We start from the raw sequence: 24697 nt of genomic DNA on the forward strand, positions 1-24697 counted from the left end.
CCGTCGGCCGTGGTGTCAGTTGGCGGGCTCGGAGGCGTCCAGCATGGCGTCGCGCTCCACGACCTTGACCCGCTCGCGCCCCTGCTCCGCACCGAGGGCGCGCTCGTGGGCGTCCAGGCGGTACCAGCCCTCGCGGGTGGTGTAGCGGACGCCGCGGTCCCGGAGGAACTCGGTGACGGCCTCCGGCTCGGGCTGCGCCGGAGCGGGCAGCCGGCCGGCGGTGTGGTCCTCCAGCAGGCAGGCGACGGTCTCGTTGGCATCGCCCTTGGTGTGGCCGATCAGGCCGATCGGACCGCGCTTGATCCAGCCGGTGACGTACACCGAGTCCATCGGCTCCTCACCGGCGAGGACCCGTCCGGCGGCGTGCGGAACGGTGCCGGAGGCCACGTCGAAGGGGAGCTTGGGGAGCTCCTGGGAGTAGTAGCCGACCGCGCGGTAGACGCTCTGCACGTCCCAGTCGTGGAAGCGGCCGGTGCCCCGCACGTTGCCGGTGCCGTCCAGCTCGGTGCGCTCGGTGCGCAGGCCGGCCACCTTGCCGTCCTCGCCGAGGATCTCGACCGGGGACTCGAAGAAGTGCAGGAAGAGCTTGTGCGGCCGGTCGCCGACGTCGCGGATCGCCCAGTTCTCCAGCGTGGAGGCGACCATGTTGGCCTGCTTGTTCCCGCGCCGGGTCTCGATCGAGCCCTGGTCGTAGTCGATGTCCTCGGGGTTGACGATGACCTCGATGTTCGGCGAGTGGTCCAGCTCGCGGAGTTCCATCGGGCTGAACTTGGCCTGGGCGGGACCGCGTCGCCCGAAGACGTGCACCTCCAGCGCCTTGTTGGCCCTGAGGCCCTCGTGGACGTTGGCGGGGATCTCCGTCGGCAGCAGTTCGTCGCCGGTCTTGGCGAGCATGCGGGCCACGTCCAGCGCCACGTTGCCGACGCCCAGGACCGCGACCTTCTCGGCCTCCAGCGGCCAGGTGCGGGCCACGTCCGGGTGGCCGTCGTACCAGGAGACGAAGTCGGCGGCGCCGTGCGAGCCCTCCAGGTCGCTGCCGGGTATGTCCAGGGCCCGGTCCGCGTCGGCGCCGGTGGAGAAGATCACGGCGTCGTAGAAGGTCCGCAGCTCGTCGAGGCCGATGTCGTTCGGGTAGTCGACATTGCCGAAGAGCCGCAGCTGCGGCTTGTCCAGGACCTTGTGCAGCGCCTGCACGATGCCCTTGATCCGGGGGTGGTCCGGGGCCACGCCGTAACGGATCAGGCCGAAGGGGGCGGGCATCCGCTCGAACAGGTCGATGGACACGCCCGGGTCGGAGGCGGCCCCGGATTTGAGCAGCGCGTCCGCTGCGTAGATTCCGGCGGGACCGGCTCCGACGATGGCTACGCGGACGGGGCGTGTCATGGAGGGCTGTTCCTTAGGACGGGCGAACAAGGACAGGGCGGGCCTTGGTAAGGCTTGGCTTAGTTCGCCCTCCGCACACGTTAGCCGCTGCCTCCGCCCGGTTTCGGGGCGGGTCGGCGTTCTGCGGGGGTATCAGGGGCTCCAGGCCGGGACTCCTTCCGCTGATCCCTTGGAATACGGCGCCTTCGGCCTGGCCGCGCAGTGTGTTCCATCGCACGTTCACCTGGTGGACAGCTCACTCGAAGAATCGGACAAATGATGGCAGAGTGACCCACATGGATGATCGGGTAGCGGGTGCCCTGTCACTCCCGGACGACTGGCCCGCCCACCCGGACCTCAGTCTCGCCCTGAACCGTATGGGCAGCTTCGACTGGGATCTCGACAGCGGCCTCATGCACATGGACCAGCCCGCCCTCGACGTGTTCGACCTGCGGGCCGACGAGTACGACAACCGGCCCGCGACGCTCGCGACGAGGGTGCCGCCGGACGAGGGCGTGCGGCTCGACGCCCTCGTCGCGCAGGCGCTCAAGAGCGGGCGGATCAACTACGGGGTGTACTTCCGCTCCCTGCGCCGCGACGGAAGCCTGCGCTGGACCCATACCCAGGGCTTCGTCCGGCGCGACGCGACCGGGCGCCCCCGCAGGATCATCGGCATCGTCAGGGACGCCACCCAGGAGCTGGCCGACGCCACCGCCCGCCGCGAGGTGGACGAGGAGCGCCGGCGCCGGACCAGCCTGGTGGAGGGGACCACGGCCGCGCTGGCCCACGCCCGTACCGTCAGGGACGTCACGGATGTGCTCAAGAACTCCCAGGGGCTGGCGCATCTGGGGGCGACGAGCCTGGTCATGGGGCTGATAGAGGCCGGCCGCATCCATCTGGTGGCGGACGGGCCGGAGGGCTCCTTCGTGCCGGGCACCCGCTACACCCGGACGGACGAGCCGTACCCGATGAGCGAGGTCGTCCGCACGCTCACCCCGCGCTTCATCGAGTCCGCCGAGGACTTCGCCACCTCGTACCCGATCCTGTGGCCCCACATCAGCCATCTCGGCATCACCTCGGCGGCCTATCTGCCGCTGATCGCCCAGGCCCGCCCCATCGGCGCGCTCGGGCTGCTCTACAGCGGCAAGGACGGCTTCACCGGCGACGAACGCAATCTGCTGGTCGCCCTCGGCAGCTCCATCGCGCAGAGCCTCCAGCGCGCCATGCTCTACGAGCAGGAGCACGACCTCGCCGAGGGGCTCCAGCAGGCCATGCTGCCGCGCCGGATTCCCGAGGTGCCGGGTGCGCAGATCGCCGTCCGGTACCGACCGGCCCGGATGGGCCGGGACATCGGCGGCGACTGGTACGACATCATCCCGCTGCCCAACGGCCGGGTGGGCGCCGTCATCGGTGACGTACAGGGGCACGACATCCACGCGGCAGCCGTCATGGGCCAGCTCCGCATCGTGCTGCGGGCCTACGCGGCCGAGGGGCACAGCCCCGCGACGGTGATGGCGCGTGCCTCGGTCTTCCTGCACGAGCTCGACACCGACCGCTTCGCCACCTGCACCTACGCCGAGGCCGACCTGACCACCGGAGTCGTCCAACTGGTCCGGGCCGGCCATGTGGACCCGCTGGTGCGGGAAGCCGACGGGAGCTGCCGCAGGGTGCCGGTCGACGGCGGGCTGCCGCTGGGGCTCTCCGCCGAGTTCGGGCGGCTGGAGTACCCGGTCAGCACGGTCGAGCTGGATCCCGGCCAGACCATGGTGCTGTTCACCGACGGCCTGGTGGAGCTGCCCGGCGCGGACCTCGACGAGGGGATGCAGCTGCTGACCGACATGATCGGGAACGGCCCGCAGGATCTCCGGCGACTGGCCGACCGGCTCTGTGAATCGGTCGACCAGCGTGGTGGCGAGGACGATGTCGCCGTTCTCCTGCTGCGGCGCAAGGCCACCCATGCCCCGCAGCCCGGCGGCCGGCTCCAGCAGCACGTCGCGCAGAACGACCCCGAGGCGCTGAGCTCGGCGCGCCACATGATCCGTGCGGCGGTGCGGGCCTGGGGTGCGAAGGACCGGGCCGACGAGGTCGAACTGGCCGCCGACGAGCTGACCACCAACGCGCTGATGCACACCGACGGCGGAGCGATCGTCACCATCCGGGTGCTCACCGGGGCGGGGCGGCGGCTCCGGGTCGATGTCGAGGACCGGTCGAGTGCGCTGCCCCGCCGCCGGGACGCGGGGGAATCGGGGGTGTCGGGCCGGGGACTGATGCTCGTGGACCAACTGGCGGACGCCTGGGGCGTCGAGTCCCGGGGGACCGGCAAGTGCGTCTGGTGCGAATTCAGTATTCCGCCACGCGACTGAGTCACCGAACGAACGCTGTTGAACGGCGGCAATGAGCGCTATCCGAAAGTAACAGTACGTAACATGACTGTACTTGACCGTAACCGACCGAGAGAGATTGACTGCGATTCCGTCAGTCTTTGTCTTCGATGACATGAGGACCCGTTGGGTACTGAGCTACTGGCACCTCTCGATCTGGCCTTCTGGCACCTCGAGTCCGATGCCCACCCCATGCATCTCGGTGCGCTGGCCGTCTTCTCCCCGGACGGGGGCCGGTCTCCCGGCGCGGACGCCCTGCTGGAGCTGCTCGGTACCCGGGCCGCCGCGATCCCCCGGCTGCGGATGCGGGTCAGGGACGTGCTGCTGCCGGTCGGCGGTGCGGCCTGGTCGGTGGACAAGGACTTCGATGTCCACCGGCACGTCAAGCGGGTGGAACTGCCCGGGGCGCAGACGTGCGACGAGGGCGCGTTCATGGCGGCGGCCACCGGGCTCGCCGGTGAGCTGATGGAGCAGCCACTGCGAAGGGGGCTGCCGCCCTGGCAGATGTACGTCATCGGCGGCGCCGCCGACGACGGCCCCTTCGCCGTCCTGGTCAAGCTCCACCACGCACTCGCCGACGGGATGCGCGCCGTCGCCATCGGGGCCGGGATCTTCGACGAGATCGCCTCCTTCGCGGGCCGCGGACGGGCCGGAGCGCCGGCCGGGCGGACCGGGCCGGTGCCGCCGCGCTCCTGGATGCCCGGCCCGCGCCAGGTCGCCGGTCTCGCGCTCGGGCGGATCGAGGGCCTCGGCCGGGCCTTCGGCGTCGGTGCCTCGCTGGTACGGGCCAGCCGCCTCGATCTGCGCGGCGCGACGGCGCTCAGCGCCAGCTCCAGCGGCACCCGGCGGCTGGCCACCGCCGATCTGGACCTCGACGCCGTGCAGCGCATCCGCCGGGCCGCGGGCGGCACGGCCAACGACGTCCTGCTCGCCGTCGTCGCCGGAGCGCTGCGCCGCTGGATGCTGGAGCGCGGCGAGCCGCTGCCCGGCGCCGATCCGCGCGCCCTGGTCCCCGTCTCCAGGCGCCGCCCGGGGGGCGCCGCCACCGGAAACCGGCTGTCCGCCTACCTGCTGGGCCTCCCCGTCTCCGAACCCGACCCCTGGGAACGGCTGCGCGCGGTACGCGGCGCCATGGACCGCAACAAGTCCGCCGGGCCGCTGCGCGGGGCCGGTGCGGTCGCCGTACTCGCCGATCAACTCCCTTCGCTGGCCCATCGCTTCGGCGCCCCGCTCGCCGGGAGCGCCGCCAGGATGCTCTTCGACGTCCTGGTCACCAGCGTGCCGCTGCCGCGCTCGGCGCTCTCGCTCGGCGGCTGCCCGCTGCGCGCGCTGTACCCCATGGCGCCGCTGGCCCGCGGTCAGTCGCTGGCCGTGGCGCTCACGACGTACGGCGGCAAGGTGCAGGTCGGGCTGGTGGCCGACGGCAAGGCGCTGCCCGATCTGGAACGGCTGGGGCGCTGCGCGGAGGACGAGGTGGCGGAGCTGCTCGCACTGCTGCCCGCCCACTGAACGGCTCGGTTCGGGATTCGGCTGCCGGGCCGAAGGGGCGAGTCCATAGATCGGACAGATTGCTGAGAAATTAGCGTAGTTCCTGACCTCCGGGGTGTTGACGTGCCCAAGTGATCCGATGAATATGTGCTGAGTGCACCAAGCGATCATCGGGGAGGGCGGCAGAAGCATGCGGCACAACAGGCTGGGAAACAGTGCGGTCGAGGTCACCGAGCTGTCCTTCGGGGCGGCCGCCATCGGCAATCTCTTCAGCGCCGTCGAACCGGCGCAGGCCGCCGCCGCCGTCGACGCCGCCTGGGACGAGGGCATCCGCTACTTCGACACCGCCCCGCACTACGGGCTGGGCCTCTCGGAGCGACGGCTCGGCGAGGCGCTGCGCGCCCGGCCCCGCGACTCGTACGCACTGTCCACCAAGGTCGGCCGGGTCCTCGACCCGCTGCCCGACGGCGGCCCCGAGGCGTCCGAAGGGCTCTCCGAGGGCTTCGCTGTGCGGGCCACCCACCGCCGCCGCTGGGACTTCAGCGCCGCCGGCATCCGTCGCAGCATCGAGGACAGCCTGGAACGGCTCGGCCTGGACCGCATCGACATCGCCTATCTGCACGACCCGGACGACCACGCCGAAGCCGCCTTCCACGAGGCCTATCCGGAACTGGAGAAGCTGCGCGCGGAGGGCGTCGTCGGCGCCATCGGGGCCGGCATGAACCAGACCGCGATGCTCACCCGCTTCGTCCGCGACACCGACGTCGACGTGGTGCTCTGCGCCGGTCGCCACACCCTCCTCGACCAGTCCGCCCTGACCGATCTGCTGCCCGCGGCCGCGGCCCGCGGCCGCAGCGTCGTCGTCGGCGGGGTCTTCAACTCCGGCCTCCTCGCCGACCCGCGCCCCGGCGCGACGTACGACTACGCCGCCGCGCCCCTGAACCTCCTGGACCGGGCCCTGCGGCTGAAGGCCGTCACCGAGGGCCACGGCGTCCCGCTGCGCGCCGCCGCACTGCACTACCCGCTCACCCACCCCGCCGTCGCCGGCGTCCTCGTCGGCACCCGCTCCCCGGAAGAGGTGCGCGACGCCGCCGCGCTGCTGCGCAGGCCGGTCCCCGACGACCTCTGGGACGAGCTGCGCGACGAGGGACTGCTGACCGAGAACGGAAACTGACATGCGTATCGCCCTGCACACCAAGGTCCGCGCGGACCGCATAGCGCAGTACGAGGCCGCGCACCGCGAGGTCCCGGCCGAGCTGACCCGTGCGATCCGCGCGGCGGGCGCCACCTCCTGGACGATCTGGCGCAGCGGAACCGAGCTGTTCCACGTCATCGAGTGCGACGACTACGCCAAGCTCCTCGCCGAACTGGAGGAACTCCCCGTCAACGTCGCCTGGCAGGCCAGGATGGACGAGCTCCTCGACGTCACGCACGACTACTCCGCGGACGGCGCCGAAGCGGGACTCCCCGTCGCCTGGGAGCTGTGAGATGACCGGCGGCCCGCGGATCGTCGACGCCCACCACCACGTCTGGGACCTCGCGGTACGCGACCAGGAGTGGATCACCGGCGAGGAACTGGCGCCCCTGCGCCGCGACTTCACCCTCGCGGACCTGGAGCCGGAGGCCCGTGCCAACGGTGTGTGCGCCACCGTGCTCGTGCAGACCGTCACCGTCGCGCAGGAGACCCCCGAGTTCCTCGCGCTCGCCGACGGCAGCGACCTGGTCGCCGGCGTCGTGGGCTGGAGCGATCTCACCGCGCCGGACATCGCGGACACCCTGGCAGCCCTTCGCGAGCTCCCCGGCGGCGACCGGCTCGTCTCGCTGCGCCACCAGGTCCAGGGCGAACCCGACCCCGCATGGCTGCTGCGCGCCGACGTCCTGCGCGGCCTGGCCGCGGTGGCCGACGCCGGGCTCGTCTACGACCTGATCGTCCAGCCGCACCAGCTGCCCGCCGCCGTCAGGGCCGCGGAACTGCTGCCCGGCCTCACCTTCGTGCTCGACCACGCGGGCAAACCGCCCATCGCCTCCGGCGGCCGGCGCCCCTGGGCGGACGACCTGCGGGCCCTCGCCGCCCTCCCCAACACCGTGTGCAAACTCTCCGGCCTGGTCACAGAGGCCGATCCGCACAACTGGACCGTCAAGGACCTGCGCCCCTACGCGGACACCGTCATCGACGCCTTCGGACCGTCCCGGCTGATGTTCGGCTCCGACTGGCCGGTGTGCCGGCTCGCCGCCACGTACACCGAGGTCGTCGAGGCCGCCCACACCCTGGTCAGCGGCCTCGGGCCCGATGAACGGGCCGCCGTCCTCGCCACCACCGCCGAGCGGGTGTACGGCCTCCGGTAGCCACCCCGGCGCCGCCTGCGGCAGGCTGGGGGCATGCCAGAACTGCCGGAAGTCGAAGCCCTGCGGGTCTTCCTCGACGAGCACCTCGTCGGCAGGGAGATCGACCGCGTCCTCCCGCTCGCCATCAGCGTCCTGAAGACGTACGACCCGCCGCTCACCGCCCTGCACGGCGGCACGGTCACCGGCGTCCGGCGGCACGGCAAGTTCCTGGACATCGCAGTCGGCCCCCTGCACCTGCTCACCCACCTCGCACGGGCCGGCTGGCTCCAGTGGAAGGACAGCTTCCCCGCCACCCCGCCGCGCCCCGCCAAGGGGCCGCTGGCGCTGCGCACCGAACTCACCGGCGGCGACGGCTTCGACCTCACCGAGGCCGGCACCACCAAGCGCCTCGCCGTCCACCTCGTCCACGACCCGGCCCAGGTGCCCGGCGTGGCCCGCCTCGGGCCCGACCCGCTCGACCCGTCCTTCGACCGGGACACGTTCGCCGCACTGCTCGAAGGGGAGCGCCGGCAGATCAAGGGCGCGCTGCGCGACCAGTCACTCATCGCCGGCATCGGCAACGCCTATAGCGACGAGATCCTGCACGTCGCGAAGATGTCACCCTTCAAACTCACCGCGCACCTCACCGACGACGAGATCACCCGGCTGCACACCGCCCTGCGCACCACCCTCGACGACGCCGTCGCCCGCTCCAGCGGCCTCGCGGCGAAGAGGCTCAAGGCCGAGAAACGCAGCGGGATGCGGGTCCACGGACGTACCGGAGAAGCCTGCCCGGTCTGCGGCGACACCGTCCGCGAGGTCTCCTTCAGCGACTCCTCGCTCCAGTACTGCCCGACCTGCCAGACCGGCGGGAAGCCGCTCGCCGACCGCAGGCTCTCCAAACTGCTCAAGTAGCCCGCCCGCGTCTACACTCCGGCCTCATGCTGCGCGTACTCGCCGTCGACGACGAAGAACCCGCCCTGGAGGAGCTCCTCTACCTCCTGCGCGCCGATCCCCGTATCCGCAGCGCCGAAGGAGCCACCGGGGCCACCGAGGCGCTGCGCCGCATCGGCGGCGCCGTCGACGCGGGGCCCGAGGACGTGGCCGCCATCGACGTCGTCTTCCTCGACATCCACATGGCGGGGCTCACCGGGCTCGACGTCGCCCAGTTGCTGGCCGGGTTCGCCGCACCCCCGCTGATCGTCTTCGTCACCGCCCACGAGGACTTCGCCGTGCAGGCCTTCGACCTCAAGGCCGTCGACTACGTCCTGAAACCGGTACGCCGCGAGCGCCTCGCCGAAGCCGTGCGCCGCGTCGCCGAACAGGTCGGGGACCGCTCCGCACCCGTCCACGACACCGCGCACGACCAGATCCCGGTCGAACTGGGCGGTGTCATCCGCTTCATCCCGATCGACGACATCGCCTACGCAGAGGCCCAGGGCGACTACGCCCGGCTGCACACCGCCACCGGCAGCCACCTGGTCCGCGTCCCCCTGACCACCCTGGAGGAACGCTGGCGGACCCGCGGCTTCGTCCGCATCCACCGCCGCCACCTCGTGGCCCTGGGCCGGATCGACGAACTGCGGCTCGACGCGGGCAGCATGAGCGTGCGCATCGGCACCGCGGAACTCGCCGTCAGCCGTCGCCACACCCGCGCGCTGCGCGATCTGCTGATGCGGCAGGGCGGCCGCTGACCAGGGGCAACCCGTGTTCGAATCCCTTCCCACCGGGGTCGGGTGCTGCGTACACTCCGGCCCCATGACCGCAGAGTCGACGCCCCGGCGTGAAGTGGTGACGGGGGAGCCCCGGCGGGTGCGTCCGCTGCCGCGCTACCGGACCCAGTCGGAGATCGACGAACAGACCGCGCTGGGCGGTGCCTACGTGCGCTCGTTGATGCGCAGCCAACTGCGCGCGGGGCTCAGCGCCTTCACCGTGCTCGCCGTCGTCGCCGGAACCCTGCCGCTGGTCTTCGCGGCCCTGCGCAGCGACGCCGTCGTCTGGGCCGTCCTCGGCTTCGCCGCCTACCCGCCGCTCACCCTGGTCGCCTGGTGGTACGTGCGCCGGGCCGAGCGCAACGAGCACGACTTCGCCCGGCTCGTGGAAGGCCGCCCCGCACAGTGAGCCGTACGTACGCGGTGGTGGCCGTCGCCGCCGTCGTATCCGCCACCGTCCTCGTCGGCGGGTTCGGGCTGCGCATCTCCCGCACCACCTCCGACTTCTACGTCGCCTCGCGCACCGTGCGGCCACGCCTCAACGCGGCCGCGATCAGCGGCGAGTACCTCTCCGCCGCCTCCTTCCTCGGCATCGCCGGACTGGTGCTCGTACACGGGCCCGACATGCTCTGGTACCCGGTGGGCTACACCGCCGGCTATCTGGTGCTGCTGGTCTTCGTCGCCGCACCGCTGCGCCGCTCCGGGGCCTACACACTGCCCGACTTCGCCGAGGGACGGCTCGAATCCCGGCAGGTGCGCCGGCTCGTCAGCGTGCTCGTCGTCGGCGCGGGGTGGCTCTACCTCGTGCCGCAGCTCCAGGGCGCCGGGCTCACCCTGAAGATCCTCACCGGCGCGCCCGGCTGGCTCGGCGACGTCCTCGTCGCCTCCGTGGTCGTCCTGGCCGTCGCCGCGGGCGGGATGCGCTCCATCACCTTCGTCCAGGTCTTCCAGTACTGGCTGAAGCTGACCGCACTCCTCGTCCCGGCAATCTTCCTGGTACTGGCCTGGCAGGGCGACGGACGGCCCCGCGTCTCCTTCGACGAGCAACTGTCCGTCTTCCGCGGCGACCACCCGCTGTACGCCACCTACGGGCTCATCGTCGCCACCTTCCTCGGCACCATGGGCCTGCCGCACGTCGTCGTCCGCTTCTACACCAGCCCCAACGGCCGCGACGCCCGCCGCACCACCGTCGCCGTCCTCGCCCTGATCGGCGTCTTCTACCTGCTGCCGCCCGTCTACGGCGCGCTCGGCCGGCTGTACGCCCCCGAGCTGATACCGGGCGGCGACGCGGACGCCGCCGTGCTGCTGCTGCCCGGCCGGGTCATCGGCGGGCTCGGCGGCGACCTGCTCGGCGCGCTCGTCGCGGGCGGCGCCTTCGCCGCGTTCCTGTCCACCGCCTCCGGACTGACCATGGCCGTCGCCGGAGTCATCACCCAGGACGTCCTGCCCTCGCGCGGTGTACGGCACTTCCGGCTCGCCACGGTCCTCGCCATCTCCGTCCCGCTCGCCGGTTCACTGATGGTCAGCCGGGTGCCGGTCGCCGACTCCGTCGGGATGGCGTTCGCGGTGTCCGCGTCCTCCTTCTGCCCGCTGCTCGTCCTCGGCATCTGGTGGCGCCGGCTCACCCCGCCGGGCGCAGTCGCCGGACTCCTCCTCGGCGGCGGCTCCGCGCTGCTCTCCGTCGCCATCACCGTCAGCGGCGCGGTGCGCCCGCCCGGCTGGCCGCACGCCCTGCTCGCCTGGCCCGCCGTCTGGTCGGTGCCCGTCGGCTTCCTCGCCATGATCCTCGTCTCACTGGCCACACCCGGCCGGATACCGGCCGGCACCAACGCCGCCATGACCCGCTTCCACCTGCCCGAAGCGCTCACCTCGGGGAGGCACCGGTGACCGGGGCCGGATACGCCGTCATCGTGCTCCTGGGCGTCCTGCTGTTCGGAGGGGGTCTGCTGACCGGACGCCGCACCGCCCGCCCCCTGCGTACCAGCGACGTCGGCACCCCCGTGGAGCACGCCACCTTCGAGACCCTGCACACCGCTTCCCTGGCCGCGCCGCCGCTGCGCGCCGGACTCACCGAGGACAGCGCCCGCAAGTCCGCCCGACGGCTGCGCTCACTGCTCGGCACCGACGCCCTGTGCCTGACCGACCGCGAGCGGATCCTGGTCTGGGACGGCGAGGGCGGCCACCACGTCGAACACGTCATGGAACAGGTGGAGGACGTGCTCGACACCGGCCGCGACACCGCCTTCCGCAGCGACTGCGACGATCTGGACTGCCCGCTGCGGTGGGCCGTCGCCGTGCCGCTCACCGTCGACCACCGGGTCCTCGGCGCCCTGATCGCCTACGCCCCGCGGGAGTCGGCGGTCCTGGCGAGGGCCGCCGGAGAGGTCGCCCGCTGGGTCTGCGTACAACTGGAGCTCGCCGAGCTCGACCGCTCGCGCACCCAGCTCATCGAGGCCGAGATCAGGGCCCTGCGCGCACAGATCTCCCCGCACTTCATCTTCAACTCACTGGCCGCCATCGCCTCGTTCGTCCGGACCGACCCCGAGCAGGCCCGCGAACTCCTCCTGGAATTCGCTGACTTCACCCGCTACTCGTTCCGCAGCCACGGAGACTTCACCACCCTCGCCGACGAACTGCACTCCATCGACCAGTACCTGGCCCTGGTCCGCGCCCGCTTCGGTGAAAGGCTCTCGGTCACCCTCCAGGTCGCCCCCGAGGTACTGCCCGTCGCCCTGCCGTTCCTCTGTCTCCAGCCCCTCGTGGAGAACGCCGTCAAACACGGGCTGGAAGGAGCGGTGACCTCCAGCCGCATCACCATCAGCGCCCTGGACGCCGGTTCCGAGGCCGAGGTCGTCATCGAGGACGACGGCATCGGCATGGACCCGGAACGGCTGCGCCACATCCTGCGCGGCGAGGGCGGCAGATCCACCGGGGTCGGCCTGCTCAACGTGGACGAACGGCTGCGCCAGGTGTACGGGGACGACTACGGGCTCGTCATCGAGACGGGCATCGGCGCCGGAATGCGGATCACGGTGAGGCTGCCGAAATACCGCGCCGGGGTGCACGGTTCCTGAAGCGCCGGGCAGTCCCTCAGCACGCGGTGCTTCCGTACCCAGGCCGTCAGTACAGGTGGATCGACAGGTGTCCCAGTGGCAGCCCCAGCTGCCAGGCCGGCGTCCACACCTGGGCCGGCGCCCCCTCCGCCTCCGGGTCCCGCGGGCCGTCGGCCGGCTCCCGGGGCAACGGGCCGATCGCGTCGAGGTCGGCCGCCAGCAGTTCGGTGTCCTCCAGCCACCGCCAGGCCGCCCGTGCCAGCGTGAGGTCCGGGTCGGGACCGCCCTGCGCCGCCTCCAGCACGTCGAGCCGCTCGCAGACCCAGCCGCGCCACGGCGTCCCGTACGCCGTCAGCAGCCGCAGTTCGTCCACCCGGGTGGCGGGGAGGGCCTCGGCCACCGCACCGTCGGAGAGGAAGACGGTGAGGGCGAGCGCATCGCGCCCCGCCCGGTACTCCAGCGTCGCCGGCTCCATCAGCTCACCGGTCCGCAGCAGTTCGTCGGCGATGTACTCCGCGTACATCCAGGCCATCGGGATCAGCAGGCCGCCGCCACTGGATCCGTCATGACGTTCCTGACGCATCCCGTCTCGCCTCATTCCGTTCTCGGTACGCCCCTACACGCAGCATTGAACCGGGGGAGCGCGCCCCGCGTGGCCAGAAGGACAGGATCCGTCGGGCCGGATCCGTCACAGACATGAGGATGCGATGACCACCGACCCCGGGGAGGGACCCCACATGAGGCAGCTGCTCGGCGCCTACGTGCTGGACGCGCTCCCGGCCCCGGAGGCGCTGGAGGTCTCCCGCCATCTCCAGAGCTGCGACCGCTGCGCCGCCGACTACGTGGCGGTGGCGGAGGCCGCGGCACTGCTCGCGCTGCTCAGCGAGGAGGACCTGCTGGAGTAGCCGGGCAGACTGCGGGACAGCAGCCGCAGCGCGTAGTAGGAACGGGACTTGACGGTGCCGGCCGGAATCCCGAGCACCTGGGCCGTCTCGCCCACGCTGAGCCCGCGGAAGTAGATCTGCACCAGCACCGCCCGGTGCTCCGGGCTGAGGGTACGCACCGCCTCGCGCACATCGAGCGCGGCGACAGCGGACTCGGCGGTGTCCTGCTCGCACGGGGCGCTCTCCAGTACCGAGTCGCCCACCTCGGCCGGCCGGGCCAGCCGTGACCTGCGTGCGTCGATCGCCAGTCGGCGTCCCACGGTGAACAGCCAGGGCCGCATCGACTCGTACGGGCTGTCGAAGGCCTCCGGGTGCTGCCAGGCCCGCACCAGGGTCTCCTGGAGCAGATCCTCGGCCCGCTGCCGGTCGCCGAAGGTCAGGCCGAGCAGAAAGTGGAACAGCGCGGGGCCGTGCTCACGCTGCAGATCCGCGAGGGCCCGCTCATCGGTAGTCGTCGTGGTCATGGTGAACGCCCTTCCCCGCGGAGGTCCCTGCCGCCTCGCTGCTGACTGGCGTATACGAGCGCATTCCGGCCCCGGGGAACAGGACAAACGCCGCCCCGTGCGACGAGCGGTCGCACGGGGCGGCGAATGGTGCGGTGAGCGGTCGGGCGGCGTCGTGAAGCGTCCGGGGCGGGGGAGGGGAGCGCCGGGCCTACGGGACGACGGTGACGGGCCAGCGGCCCGCCTTCACCAGACGGACGGCCACCGAGCCGATGAAGCGGTGCCCCGCCGACTCCGAGGCGCCCACCACCACGGCGTCCGCCTTGAGTTCGTTCGCCGCCGTCACCAGCCCGTTGTACGGATCACCGGGGAAGGTGTGGAACTCCCAGCGCACATCCCATATGTCCTTCAGCCGCTCGGTCGACTCCCGGATCTCGTTCACCAGACCCTCCGCGACCTCTCCGGTCGTATCGCTGACCGGTGCGCCGAGCGCGGCGCCCGCTGACAGCACGGGCTGTACATAGACGAGGGCGAGCATGGCCCTCTGCCGACGAGCGAGACCGGCGGCATAGGCCGCGGCGCGCATGGAGGATTCCGAACCGTCGAGGCCCGCGACGATCACTTTGGGGCCGTCTGTGCCACGTTCGAACTGGTGAGGCTGCTGGTCTGTCACGGCAGTGAGGCTATCCGCTCCCGCGGAGGCCGCCCGTCCGGGCTCCCGGCCGCCCCGGGGGCAGGGCGCCGGTTGCCGCGGACGGGCTCCCCCCATTGGGTGCAAAACCCACCGCGACCGGTGTCGTTGAGGTGGCTGGGAGCGTGGACGTGCGAGCAGTTGGTCATGAAATATGATCAGAGGCTGCCGATGCGCAGAACGCTGCTGAGGCTGGCCGCCGGGTTGGGCGCGGCCTCCGTCGTGCGCCTGGTGGCCGCGGACACCGCAGGCACTCCCTTCCGGCGCCCCACGGCGCCGTCCACCGTCGCGGCGGGGCCGCAGCGGGCTCTCCGGACCAAGCCGCTGTCCTATCGTCTGAGACCCATGACAGCGAATACTCCGCCTCGCTACCGTCCCGCGGCGCCCCCCGTCCGTACCCGGCCGTTCGAGGAGCTGCCCGACATCGGGCATGCGATGGTGCTCACCTTCGACGACGGCCCGGACCCGCTCTACACCCCGCACATCCTGGACACGCTGCGGAAGCACGACGTGCGGGCGATGTTCTTCCTCTGCGGGGAGATGGCCAACGACAACCAGGACCTGGTGCGCAGGATCTCCGACGACGGACACACGGTGGGCAACCACTCGTGGACGCACCCGCTGGTCACCAAGCTCTCCCGGGCGGGCGTCACCGACGAGCTGGGCCGTACCAGCGAGGTGATCGAGAAGATCACCGGCGCCGCACCGCTCTGGTACCGGGCTCCCTACGGGGCCTGGAACCGCAATTCCTTCGAGATCGGCGCGGCGATGGGCATGGAGCCGATGGCCTGGACCGTGGACACCCTGGACTGGACGGTGCCCGGCACCGACAGCATCGTCCGGCGGGTCAGGGAGGGGGCGGCACCCGGCGTCGTGGTGCTGTCACACGATGCGGGTGGCAACCGTTCGCAGAGCGTGGCCGCGCTGGGCCGCTATCTGCCGGAGCTGCTGGACGACGGGTACCGGCTCACGGTGCCGCAGCGCCGTTGAGCAGTGCGGCGGCCGCTGCCGGGGACGGGCCCGCCCCCGGCAGCGGCTGTCAGCGGGTGGCGACCAGCCGGGCGAAGACCACGACGTTGCCGTCGTAGCCGTTGGCCCTCGTGAATCCGCCGCCGCAGGTGATGACCCGCAGTTCCGCCTTGCCGGTGTCGCCGTACACCCGGGCGCCGGGAAAGTCGTTCTTCGCGAACACCTCGACACCGTAGACCTCGAACACGGCGACCCGGTCGTCGCTGCGGGAGATCTCGATGCGGCTGCCCTTCTTCAGCGAACCCAGGCTGTAGAAGACGGCCGGGCCCGCCATGTTGTCGACGTGGCCGACGACGACCGAGGTGCCGAGCTGACCCGGCGCGATGCCGTTCTGGTACCAGCCCGCGAGATTGGGGTCCTGCGGGGGCGGAGTCTCGATCCAGCCGTCCGGGTCCAGGTTCACATCGACGACCGGTGCGTCGACCTGGACGGAGGGGATGGCGACGCGCTCGACGGGGGCGTATGCCAGCGGCTTCACCACCGGGCCGGTCGCCGGCGCCGCGGGAACGTTCTTCTGGTGATCGACCGAGGTGGCGGCGACCGGCTGCGGCGGTCCGGGCGAGAGGTCCGCGCCGTTCCGCATCAGTGCGAGACCGGTGAGCATCACCAGGGCGAGTGCGCCCCAGGGCGAGTGTCTGATCCGTTCGGGGCGCCAGTTGTCCCGGCCCATGGTTCTCCCTTCGTCGCGACGAGGGGAACGCTAGGCGCGGGGCGGCCGGGCGGCGATCAGGGAAGGGCGAACGGGTGGTGGCCAGGTGGGCGGCTGCGTATCGGAGTAGTGCGCGGATAAAAGTTCTGACGCTCTGTGACCTGCGCATCCATCACTTTCCCGGGCGCGCACACGGTGTGTCGGATCACCGGGGTGGAGCAGCCCCGAAATGCGGTGGATCAAGGTTCTGGTGAGGGTTCGTCATGGGAGGCGTTCTCGTCGATCCATCCCGGTGCACAGAGCTCCGGGGGCGCTTCCCGCTGGAGGTTCGAACGATGCGTGCTACACGCGCTCTCGTTGTCGCCGCGACCGCCGTCGCCGCTCTCGGGCTCGGTGCCCCGATGGCAGCAGCCGGTGGAGACGTCGGGAACGGCCAGAACAACGGGAACAGCCAGAACGACTGGAACGACCCCGGCGACTGGGAGAACGGCAACGGCAACAACAACGGGAACGGGAACAACAACGGCGACGGCAACGGCAATGGCCATGGCAATAACAACGGCAACGGCAACGGCAACGGCAACGGCAACGGGAACGGGAACGGCAACGGGAACGGCCGCAACAACGGCCCGAACAACGTGACCGTCGACCCCGAGCGCGTGCACCAGGGCGCGGCCATGCAGGTCAGCGCCGAGGGCTGCGGCCGCGGCGGCAGCGTCTCGTCCAACGCCTTCCGGACCACGAGGCTCTCCGCGGGCCGGGTCGGTCACGCCAGGGTCCGGATCCTCAATGACGCGACGCCGGGTTCGTACAACCTGACAGTGCGTTGCGACGGCACCGACCGGACGGCCGGGCACCGGTTCACCGTGCTCAACAGCCGGGGCGCACAGGGCGGCTTCGGCGGCTCGATGGCCGCGAGCCCGGCGGACATGGGTGTCGGCGCGGGTCTGGTCGCCTCTGCGGTCCTCGGCGGAGGCATGTACGTCATGCGCCGCCGGAAGATGAGCCATGGGGCGGTCTGACCTCGCGGACATACCGGCCGGCCCGATAACCACGTCGCCCCGAGTCCTGTGACAGGACCCGGGGCGACATCCGTTCCGGCCGGCGGTGCCGGTCAGTGCGAACGGCTCTCCCTGCGCCGCCGCGCCACGAACACGGTGCTGGTCGCGGCGGCCACGGCGAGTGCGGTGCCTCCCACGATCATCGCGGTGTTCGGGCTGTCGATGCTGCCGCCCATGCCGCCCTGCACACCGGCCGGGGAGGCCGTCGTACGCGTGGTGCTGGTGGAGCTGGTGGTGGGCGTGCTCGTGGCCGCGCCGATCGTGAGGTTCACCTTGGCCGTGGAACTCGGCGACGTGTTGCAGGTGAAGGTCGCCTGGTAGGCCGCCGCCGGTTTGGCGTCCCAGTCGACCGTCGCCCTGGCCGTGCCGCCGCTGGGGATGGTGACGGTGTCGAACACGCCGGAGGACACCGTGGCCGTTGTCGAGCACCCCTTGGCGGCCAGCGTCACCTGGCCGCCCGGCGCGATCACCGAAGGCGTGACGGTGTATCCGGTCCCGCTGTTTGAGGGTCCCCCCGACACTGCGGCATACGCGGTCGCGGCCGGGGCGGTCAGGGCGAGTGCAGCGGCGCCGAGCAGAGCGACGGGGGCGACACGTATTGCGCGCATGGTGATTCCTCCGGGTCCCCGAGGAGCAGTCGCGGAACGGATTTCCACAAAGTGTCAGAAATGCACCTCGATGCCGCCAACGCTAGAAGTGGTGCATTTCACCCGCGATCGGGGTCCGTCCAATGGGGCACCGTTGTCCCCCGGGCGGCGCACCTCTAACCGCCCGACGCGCGGGGGAACAGATCGAGGAAGGGGGCGGCGGTGGCCGAGAGTCCCCGGCCGAAGGGTGAGTCGAAGTCCCAGATCAGGAAGAGCAGGAAGGCGATCAGGACGCTGAAGAGGCCGGCCAGCAGGAGTTCGCGGAAGGTGCGTCGGATCTGCAGGGTGAAGATCAGCCCCACGGTCACCAGTGCCCCGATGATCAGCCCGAACCACACGACACCCGGCATGGTGGCTCCGGCGCTCTGCCCGCGCGCGCTGCGGGCGTCGTCGGCCGCGGCGATCTGGTCGACCAGCGGCTGATACGCCTGCCCCTCGTGGTCCGTCTTCGGCTTGTAGTCCGTGACATCGGCGCGTACCCGGTCCAGGAGCTCCGCGCCCCGGTCGCCGAGCGTGCCGTGGTCGATCATGATCTGCCACTCGTCGTGGACGACATAGCTGACGTAGGCGTCGACATCGGCACGGATCCGGGTGCGCACCTCGGCCGGGTAGACCGATGAGCGCGCGTCGACCTCGTGGAGCGCCTGGGCCTCCTGGCGCACGTACTCCTGCGCGGCGCCGCGGCCCTCCCAGACACCCGCGATGGCGAGGCCCAGCACGATCGCGTAGACCACGCCGATCATCATCGTCATGTACTCGATGACGTCAGGGGTCTCTGACGGGTCGTCGTCCACGGGGAGCCGGCGGTTGTTGAGTACGGCGATGGTCAGCACCACGGCGCTGGCCGCGACCATGGCGAAGGTGAGAACAAGCCATTCCGACATGTGTGTCTCCGGAGGTCATCGGGAACGGGGCCGCAGCACGGCGACGGCGAACACCCCGGGGGCTGTGATCATCAGGCTGAGCGTGACCAGGGAGGTATGGCGCTCCGGCGCCTTCCGCGCCGGTCTGCGGTAGGCGGGAAGCGCCACCGGCCGGGGCGTGGGGCGTACGGAGGGGGACGGAGAAGGAGAGGGGGACGGGGAGGGGGAGGGAGGCGGAGGGGGCGGAGGTGCTTGCTCGGGTTCGGGCGGCGCGGGTGGCGCGGGTGGCGCGGGTGGCGCAGGGGGCGCCGGCGGGGGAGGGGGCGGCTGTGGTGGAGGCGGCGAAGGCGGACGGGGTGGTGGCGGAGCAGGGGGTGGCGGCGGTGGTGGGGTCGGGTGGGGCTTCGGCCCGGCATGGCAGCTGCCGTCACCACTGCTGGCGACCGCCGAACCGCCCCCGTCGTCGCCGATCGAGGCGTACGCACAGTTGTCGGCCAGCGCGGGCGCCGGGGCGGTCAACAGCCAGATGAGTGCGACGGCTGCGGAGAGCCGGCCCATGAGTGATCCGTACACGACGGGGAGCATGTTCCGGGCCGCAGGGCGGCACGCCGCACATCCGCCGGATTCCCCTGATGGTGGGGACCTGAAGCACTGGGTGTTTGCGGCCGGGGAAAATTCTGCGGACGCATTGAACAAAAAGGACCCCGGCGGACGTACCCATGCGCATGAGCGACGCGATCTCACCTCGCAACTACCTTGCGAATCATGGGAGTTGACATGAACATCCGGCGGGGCGTGCCGCTCGCGGCGGCTGTGACAACCCTGCCGGCGCCGACCGCGGTGTGTGGTGACGGAGGGGGGTGAGTCGTCGGGGTGCTGAACCGCGGCGGGGATTCACTCCCTTCCGATTCGGCAAGGCCACCGCGACTCCGCCGAGGCGGAATTGCGAAGGCGACCGCACGAAAGCCTGGGCTTCGGTACCCGCCGGCAATACCGCGGCCGCGCCGGGCGGCAGTCGGGCGGCAGCGCCGGCCCGACGGGATCAACGGCCCTGCTGTCGGGGGTACATGGTGGGAGGTGTCCCGCAATGCCGGATCGGCCGGTACGCCAAAGTAGTTCTATTGCGAACTTTCTCCGGGGGTGCCGATGCCCGAATGTCACACGCAGCGACGGAACGGTTGCAGTTGCCACGGGTGTGACCAATAACGGACCGCTAATTTCCGTTTCCGCTCGCTCTCCTGGCGGCCGATCAGTAGCCTCTGGTCAACACTGACCATGAACATGGCCGGATCGCCGTGGCGACTTGTTGGAGACATCGATGGAGCGTCCCGCCTGGGCACCGCAAGGCATAGATATTTCGGTGCCGAGCGTGTCCCGAATGTATGACTTCTATCTGGGCGGCTCGCACAATTTCGAGGTGGACCGGGAAGCGGCCCGCAAGGCCATGGAGTTCATGCCGGGACTTCCCAAGATCATGCAGGCGAACCGGGCCTTTATGCGCCGGGCGGTGCGCTACGCACTCGGTGAGGGGATCTCCCAGTTCCTGGACATCGGCTCCGGGATACCGACCTTCGGCAATGTCCACGAGGTCGCGCAGGGGATCGACCCGGCGGCCCGGGTGGCGTACGTCGACCACGATCCGGTCGCCGTCGCACACAGCCAGGCCGTACTCGAGGGAAATTCCGGAGCGGTGATCGCCACCGCCGATCTGCGCCGCCCGCAGGAGATCAGGGACAACCCGGAGATCTCCGAACTCCTCGACCTGGACCGGCCGGTGGCGCTGCTGCTCGTGGCCGTACTCCACTTCATCGAGGACTCCGACGACCCGCAGACGGCTGTCGCGGAGCTGCGCGACATCCTGGCCCCGGGCAGCCTCATCGTCATCACCCACGCCTCGTACGAGGGTGTCCCGCTGACGAAGGAGGAAGCCGGCGGCGCGGTCGGGGTGTACAAGAATATCCGCAATCCGCTGGTCATGCGCTCGCGCGACGAGGTCAGCCGGTTCTTCGACGGATACGAGATGGTCGCCCCGGGCCTTGTGGCGATGCCGAACTGGCGTCCCGACTCCCCGGTCGTGCAGGCCAATGAAGACCCATATGCCTTTTCTGGCTTCGCAGGAGTGGGACGCAAGGCGTGAGCATTCCCGCCCAGTCGTCCGGAGCACCGGACGCGGAGCCCGACGGCCCCGAGGACCGGCTCCGGCGATTCGCCACGATCTGGAGCCGGGCCATCTTCCCGTCGACGGCCACTTCCCTGACCCGGCCGGAGTTCGAACAGCATCTGCTCCCGCTGGCCCGCACGCTCAGCGACACGCTGCACGCCCGCCCGTTCGACGCCGCGTCGGCGACCGCGGTGGGTGGCGCGCTCGTCGCTGCGCACTGCACGGATCCGGACGCGCTCAGCTCCACGCTCGGCGTCGTCGACTCCTACCTCGTCCTGTACTGCGGAAGCAACGGACCGGTGGCGCTGGCGACCGAGGACAGCCGGTCCCGCTGTGCCCGGATCCAGCACGCCGTCGCGGGCGGCTTCTCCCAGGCACTGCGTGAGCGGACCCTCGCCGAGCAGGAGGCCATCGCCCGCTCGGCGCTCTCCGCGCGCTCGGACGCCGAACAGGCGCTGCATGCGACCGAGGCGCGGTTCAGGGCCGTCTTCAAGGACGCCGCCATCGGCATCGGGATCGCCGACCTCGACGGCAACGTGCTGGAGGTCAACGACACGCTCACCCGGATGTTCGGCGGGCTCGACCACCACGTGCGCAGCCACCGCGTCAACGAGTGGGTCCACCCCGAGGACTCCCCGAAGGTCTGGACGTACTACAACGAGCTGGTGAGCGGCGAGCGCGAGCACTACCGGGTCGAGAAGGCGTTCTACCGCAACGACGGCACCGTCCTGTGGACCAATCTGACGGTGTCCCTGCTGCGCGACGCCGAGGGCCGGCCGGAGTACCAGCTGGCGTTGATGGAGGACACCACCGAGCGCAGGCTGCTGAATCTGCGTCTGCGGTACGAGGCCACACACGACGCGCTCACCGGCCTGCCGAACCGGACGCTTTTTTTCGAGCGTCTCGAGAAAGCGCTCTCGGCCGGTGACGGCAACCGTTTCGGCCTCTGCTACCTGGATCTGGACGGCTTCAAGGCGATCAACGACAGCTTGGGGCACGCCTCGGGCGACCGGCTGCTCGTCGAGGTCGCGGACCGGCTGCAGAGCTGTGCGACCGCGCCCGGCGAGATGGTGGCGCGGCTCGGCGGCGACGAGTTCGTGGCCCTGACGACCGGTCCCGACACGGCCTCCGAGGTCGACGAGCTCGCCTGCCGGATTCTCGGGGCGCTCGCCACGCCGATCCGCCTCGACGGGCGTGAGCTGACCGTCCGGGGGTCCATCGGGGTCGTCGAGGGCCCGGCCGGTGAACGCAGCGCCGCCGAGGTGCTGCGCAGCGCCGACATCACCATGTACCGGGCCAAGTCCGCGGGCGGCAACCGCTTCGAGCTGGCCGACGCGGAGGCGGACGCCCGTGCCATCACCCGGCACGGGCTGACCACGGCGCTGCCGGCCGCGCTGGACCGCGGCGAGTTCTTCATCGAGTACCAGCCGCTGGTGCATCTCGGGGACGGTTCGGTGCACGGGGCGGAGGCGCTCGTGCGCTGGTGCCACCCGCAGCACGGCGTACTGGGCCCCGACCGGTTCATCGCGCTCGCCGAGCACACCGGGCTGATCGTCCCGCTCGGCCGCTGGGTGCTGGAGGAGTCGGTACGGCAGGCCAACTTCTGGCAGGAGCGGCACACCGACGGCGGCCCCCTGCGGATCAACGTCAACCTCTCGCCGGCCCAGCTGCACCACCCGCGCCTGGTCAGCGAGACCGTCGACGTCCTTGAGCGGTCCGGCCTGGAGCCCGCGGCGCTGTGTCTCGAGGTCACCGAGTCGGCGCTCATCGGCGCCGACGACGACCTGCTGAAGCCGCTGCGCCAACTGGCCGACATGGGCATCGGCATAGCACTCGACGACTTCGGCACCGGGTACTCGAACCTGGCGAACCTGCGGCGGCTGCCGGTGAGTGTGCTGAAGCTGGACCGCTCCTTCACCCAGGGGATGCAGCACCATCCGGCCGATCCCGTGGACCTGAAGATCGTCGAGGGGATCGTGTCGCTCGCGCACAGCCTGGGCCTCGCGGTGACGGTCGAGGGCGTGGAGACGGGCGCCCAGGCCGAGCAGTTGCGGGAGCTCGGCTGTGACACGGCCCAGGGCTGGTACTACGCGCGTCCAGGGGCCCCGGACCGGATCCACTCGCTGCTGCTGGCCGACGCCGTGTGAGCCGGGTGACGCGTTGCCCTCACCCCGGTCCGGGGCTTGAGGGCAGCGCGTCCGCCCGGCTCGCCAGCAGCACGCGCTGCAATTCGCGCGCCGCGCGTGGCGGCGCCACGTCACTGCGGTGCGCGAGCGCGATCGTGCGGCGCAGCCCCGGCTTCGCCAGCGGCGTCGTCCGCAGGTCGTGGCCCGCCCGGGTCGCCACCATGCTCGGGACGACGGCGATGCCGAGACCGGCCCGTACGAAACCGAGCACCGCGTCCATCTCGCCGCCCTCCACGGTGAACGACGGCTCGAAGCCCTCGGCCCGGCAGGCGGCCACCGTCAGCTCCCGCAGGTCGTAGCCGTGCCGGAACATCACCAGGGGTTCGCCCTCCAGATCCGCGATCCGGACGCTCCCGCCCCGGCCGGGGCGCGGGCCGTCCGCCGACGAGACCACCACCAGATCCTCCTGGAGCAGCTCGACCGTGGTCAGGGCCGGCGACGCCGCGGGGAGCGGAAGCACCACCAGGGCCAGATCGAGGGCGCCGCGCGCCAGCTCCCGTACCAGGTCGTGCGAACCGCCCTCCTCCAGCAGCAGCTGGATGCCCGGGTGCAGGTCGTGGAAGGCGCGCAGCACGTCGGGCAGCAGCCCCGTGCACACGCTGGGCGTCGCCCCGAGCCGGACCCGGCCGCGGCGCAGCTGAGCCAGCTCCTGGACCTCGTGGCGGGCGGTGTCCGCGTCGGCCAGGATGCGCCGCGCCAGCGGCAGCAGCGCCTCGCCCGCGTCCGTCAGCGTGATGTTCCCGCGGGCCCGGCTGAACAGCTCGGCCCCGAGCTCGTTCTCCAGGGCCCTGATCTGTTGCGAGAGGGAGGGCTGCGACACATGTACGTCCTCCGCGGCGCGGGTGAAGTGCCGGGCCTCGGCGACAGCGACGAAGTACATGAGCTGCTGGAACTGCATACACGCAGCATAGCTCGACCGATAGCCAGTGCCTATGGATATCAGCTGCTCCATGTCTTGGACTGATCGGGGCCTTCGGCCCTAGCGTCGTGTCCATGGCATTGGCAACACGGACGGACCGACGGCCGTCCATGACGCGTACGCTCTGGGACTCGTCCGTCGGCAAGAAGACGATCATGGCCGTGAGCGGCCTGATCATGCTCCTCTACTTGGTCGTCCACATGGTCGGCAATCTGAAGATCTTCTTCGGGTCGGACGAGTTCAACGGCTACGCGCACTGGCTGCGCGTGATGGGCGAGCCGTTCCTGCACCACGAGTGGGCGCTGTGGATCGTCCGGCTGGTGCTCGTCGCCGCCGTGGTGCTGCACGCCGTCTCCGCGTACCAGCTCAGCCGGCGCGACCTCCGGGCCCGGCCCAGCAAGTACGTGCACAAGAAGCCGCGCGCCGGCTATGCCACGAACACGATGCGCTACGGCGGCATCATCCTCGCGTTGTTCATCGTCTGGCACATCCTGGACCTGACCACCGGCACCGTGCACTCCGGCGGCTTCCAGTCCGGACACCCGTACCAGAACGTCATCGACACCTTCTCCACCTGGTACGGCAACGTCATCTACATCGTCGCCATGCTCGCCATGGGGCTGCACGTGCAGCACGGGTTCTGGAGCGCGGCACAGACCCTCGGCGCGGGCCGCGCGACCCGCGAGCGTGCCCTGAAGACCGTCGCCAACGCGCTCGCACTGGTGCTGACGCTGGGCTTCGTCTCCGTACCCGTCGCCGTCATGACCGGAGTGGTGAGCTGAC

Annotated in this window: 24 protein-coding genes; 16 read left to right on the forward strand and 8 right to left on the reverse strand. The window is 71.0% G+C overall.

The features are described 5' to 3' along the window. Positions 1–15: 15 nt before the first annotated feature. Positions 16–1383 (reverse strand): FAD-dependent oxidoreductase, encoded by a 1368-nt coding sequence (locus ACIO3R_RS30855; protein WP_385036081.1) that lies wholly within the window; start codon positions 1381–1383, stop codon positions 16–18. A 275-nt stretch (positions 1384–1658) separates the two neighbouring features. Between ACIO3R_RS30855 and ACIO3R_RS30860 the strand changes: the two genes are divergently transcribed. The 10 genes from ACIO3R_RS30860 (at position 1659) to ACIO3R_RS30905 (ending at position 12342) form a co-directional block, all read left to right on the forward strand. Continuing rightward, entirely contained in the window at positions 1659–3725 is a 2067-nt protein-coding gene (locus tag ACIO3R_RS30860; protein WP_402110278.1) for a SpoIIE family protein phosphatase, read from the forward strand. A gap of 144 nt (positions 3726–3869) precedes the next feature. Then, on the forward strand, positions 3870–5252 hold the full coding sequence (locus ACIO3R_RS30865; RefSeq protein ID WP_385036083.1) for a wax ester/triacylglycerol synthase family O-acyltransferase: 1383 nt from the start codon (positions 3870–3872) through the stop codon (positions 5250–5252). Positions 5253–5421: 169 nt separating this feature from the next. Continuing rightward, positions 5422–6405 carry an aldo/keto reductase gene (locus ACIO3R_RS30870; RefSeq protein WP_385036084.1) on the forward strand — a complete coding sequence of 328 codons (984 nt, stop codon included), beginning with the start codon at positions 5422–5424 and terminating at the stop codon, positions 6403–6405. Between the two features lies 1 nt (position 6406). Further along, positions 6407–6718: an L-rhamnose mutarotase gene (locus ACIO3R_RS30875; protein ID WP_385036085.1), complete on the forward strand. Its 312-nt coding sequence runs from the start codon at positions 6407–6409 to the stop codon at positions 6716–6718. A 1-nt stretch (position 6719) separates the two neighbouring features. After that, positions 6720–7577 carry an amidohydrolase family protein gene (locus ACIO3R_RS30880; RefSeq protein WP_385036086.1) on the forward strand — a complete coding sequence of 286 codons (858 nt, stop codon included), beginning with the start codon at positions 6720–6722 and terminating at the stop codon, positions 7575–7577. Between the two features lie 33 nt (positions 7578–7610). Then, entirely contained in the window at positions 7611–8471 is an 861-nt protein-coding gene (locus ACIO3R_RS30885; protein WP_402110281.1) for an Fpg/Nei family DNA glycosylase, read from the forward strand. 26 nt (positions 8472–8497) lie between these two features. After that, the gene (locus ACIO3R_RS30890) at positions 8498–9250 is read left to right on the forward strand and encodes a LytR/AlgR family response regulator transcription factor (protein ID WP_402110282.1); all 753 of its coding nucleotides are present in this window, start codon (positions 8498–8500) and stop codon (positions 9248–9250) included. A 64-nt stretch (positions 9251–9314) separates the two neighbouring features. Further along, the gene (locus ACIO3R_RS30895; RefSeq protein WP_385036089.1) at positions 9315–9677 is read left to right on the forward strand and encodes a hypothetical protein; all 363 of its coding nucleotides are present in this window, start codon (positions 9315–9317) and stop codon (positions 9675–9677) included. After that, positions 9674–11155: a cation acetate symporter gene (locus ACIO3R_RS30900; RefSeq protein ID WP_385036090.1), complete on the forward strand. Its 1482-nt coding sequence runs from the start codon at positions 9674–9676 to the stop codon at positions 11153–11155. The genes ACIO3R_RS30895 and ACIO3R_RS30900 overlap by 4 nt, the downstream gene beginning before the upstream one ends. Beyond that, on the forward strand, positions 11152–12342 hold the full coding sequence (locus ACIO3R_RS30905) for a sensor histidine kinase (protein WP_385036091.1): 1191 nt from the start codon (positions 11152–11154) through the stop codon (positions 12340–12342). The genes ACIO3R_RS30900 and ACIO3R_RS30905 overlap by 4 nt, the downstream gene beginning before the upstream one ends. 46 nt (positions 12343–12388) lie before the next feature. Here ACIO3R_RS30905 and ACIO3R_RS30910 read toward each other — a convergent pair whose 3' ends face one another. Further along, positions 12389–12904: a hypothetical protein gene (locus tag ACIO3R_RS30910; protein WP_385036092.1), complete on the reverse strand. Its 516-nt coding sequence runs from the start codon at positions 12902–12904 to the stop codon at positions 12389–12391. A 124-nt stretch (positions 12905–13028) separates the two neighbouring features. Between ACIO3R_RS30910 and ACIO3R_RS30915 the strand changes: the two genes are divergently transcribed. Continuing rightward, positions 13029–13226, forward strand: coding sequence for a zf-HC2 domain-containing protein (locus tag ACIO3R_RS30915; protein WP_385036093.1), 198 nt, complete (start codon positions 13029–13031; stop codon positions 13224–13226). On the opposite strand, the gene ACIO3R_RS30920 is transcribed toward ACIO3R_RS30915, so the two are convergent. Both ACIO3R_RS30920 and ACIO3R_RS30925 read right to left on the reverse strand, forming a co-directional pair. Further along, positions 13160–13729: a sigma-70 family RNA polymerase sigma factor gene (locus ACIO3R_RS30920; protein ID WP_402110285.1), complete on the reverse strand. Its 570-nt coding sequence runs from the start codon at positions 13727–13729 to the stop codon at positions 13160–13162. The genes ACIO3R_RS30915 and ACIO3R_RS30920 overlap by 67 nt on opposite strands. Positions 13730–13919: 190 nt before the next feature. Next, on the reverse strand, positions 13920–14381 hold the full coding sequence (locus tag ACIO3R_RS30925; RefSeq protein WP_385036095.1) for a universal stress protein: 462 nt from the start codon (positions 14379–14381) through the stop codon (positions 13920–13922). A 165-nt stretch (positions 14382–14546) separates the two neighbouring features. On the opposite strand from ACIO3R_RS30925, the gene ACIO3R_RS30930 reads away from it, so the two are divergent. Beyond that, positions 14547–15389, forward strand: coding sequence for a polysaccharide deacetylase family protein (locus tag ACIO3R_RS30930; protein WP_385036096.1), 843 nt, complete (start codon positions 14547–14549; stop codon positions 15387–15389). 49 nt (positions 15390–15438) lie between these two features. Here ACIO3R_RS30930 and ACIO3R_RS30935 read toward each other — a convergent pair whose 3' ends face one another. Beyond that, positions 15439–16098 carry a class F sortase gene (locus ACIO3R_RS30935; protein WP_385036097.1) on the reverse strand — a complete coding sequence of 220 codons (660 nt, stop codon included), beginning with the start codon at positions 16096–16098 and terminating at the stop codon, positions 15439–15441. A 314-nt stretch (positions 16099–16412) separates the two neighbouring features. On the opposite strand from ACIO3R_RS30935, the gene ACIO3R_RS30940 reads away from it, so the two are divergent. After that, the gene (locus ACIO3R_RS30940; protein ID WP_385036098.1) at positions 16413–17099 is read left to right on the forward strand and encodes a hypothetical protein; all 687 of its coding nucleotides are present in this window, start codon (positions 16413–16415) and stop codon (positions 17097–17099) included. A 92-nt stretch (positions 17100–17191) separates the two neighbouring features. Here the strand turns inward: ACIO3R_RS30940 and ACIO3R_RS30945 are convergent, their stop codons facing one another. Further along, complete coding sequence (locus tag ACIO3R_RS30945) at positions 17192–17746, reverse strand: hypothetical protein (protein WP_385036099.1); 555 nt, start codon at positions 17744–17746, stop codon at positions 17192–17194. A gap of 155 nt (positions 17747–17901) precedes the next feature. After that, a complete protein-coding gene (locus ACIO3R_RS30950; RefSeq protein WP_402110286.1) occupies positions 17902–18669 on the reverse strand; it encodes a hypothetical protein in 768 nt (255 codons plus the stop codon). Positions 18670–19966: 1297 nt separating this feature from the next. Between ACIO3R_RS30950 and ACIO3R_RS30955 the strand changes: the two genes are divergently transcribed. Both ACIO3R_RS30955 and ACIO3R_RS30960 read left to right on the forward strand, forming a co-directional pair. Continuing rightward, positions 19967–20785: an SAM-dependent methyltransferase gene (locus ACIO3R_RS30955; protein WP_402110288.1), complete on the forward strand. Its 819-nt coding sequence runs from the start codon at positions 19967–19969 to the stop codon at positions 20783–20785. Then, a complete protein-coding gene (locus tag ACIO3R_RS30960) occupies positions 20782–22956 on the forward strand; it encodes a putative bifunctional diguanylate cyclase/phosphodiesterase (protein WP_385036102.1) in 2175 nt (724 codons plus the stop codon). Before ACIO3R_RS30955 ends, ACIO3R_RS30960 begins: the two co-directional genes overlap by 4 nt. Positions 22957–22975: 19 nt before the next feature. Here the strand turns inward: ACIO3R_RS30960 and ACIO3R_RS30965 are convergent, their stop codons facing one another. Then, on the reverse strand, positions 22976–23893 hold the full coding sequence (locus ACIO3R_RS30965) for a LysR family transcriptional regulator (protein ID WP_385036103.1): 918 nt from the start codon (positions 23891–23893) through the stop codon (positions 22976–22978). Between the two features lie 95 nt (positions 23894–23988). Between ACIO3R_RS30965 and ACIO3R_RS30970 the strand changes: the two genes are divergently transcribed. Beyond that, on the forward strand, positions 23989–24696 hold the full coding sequence (locus tag ACIO3R_RS30970; RefSeq protein ID WP_402110290.1) for a succinate dehydrogenase: 708 nt from the start codon (positions 23989–23991) through the stop codon (positions 24694–24696). Position 24697 lies beyond the last annotated feature (1 nt).

This window comes from Streptomyces sp. NPDC087428, assembly GCF_044744085.1.
Lineage (GTDB): Bacteria > Actinomycetota > Actinomycetes > Streptomycetales > Streptomycetaceae > Streptomyces.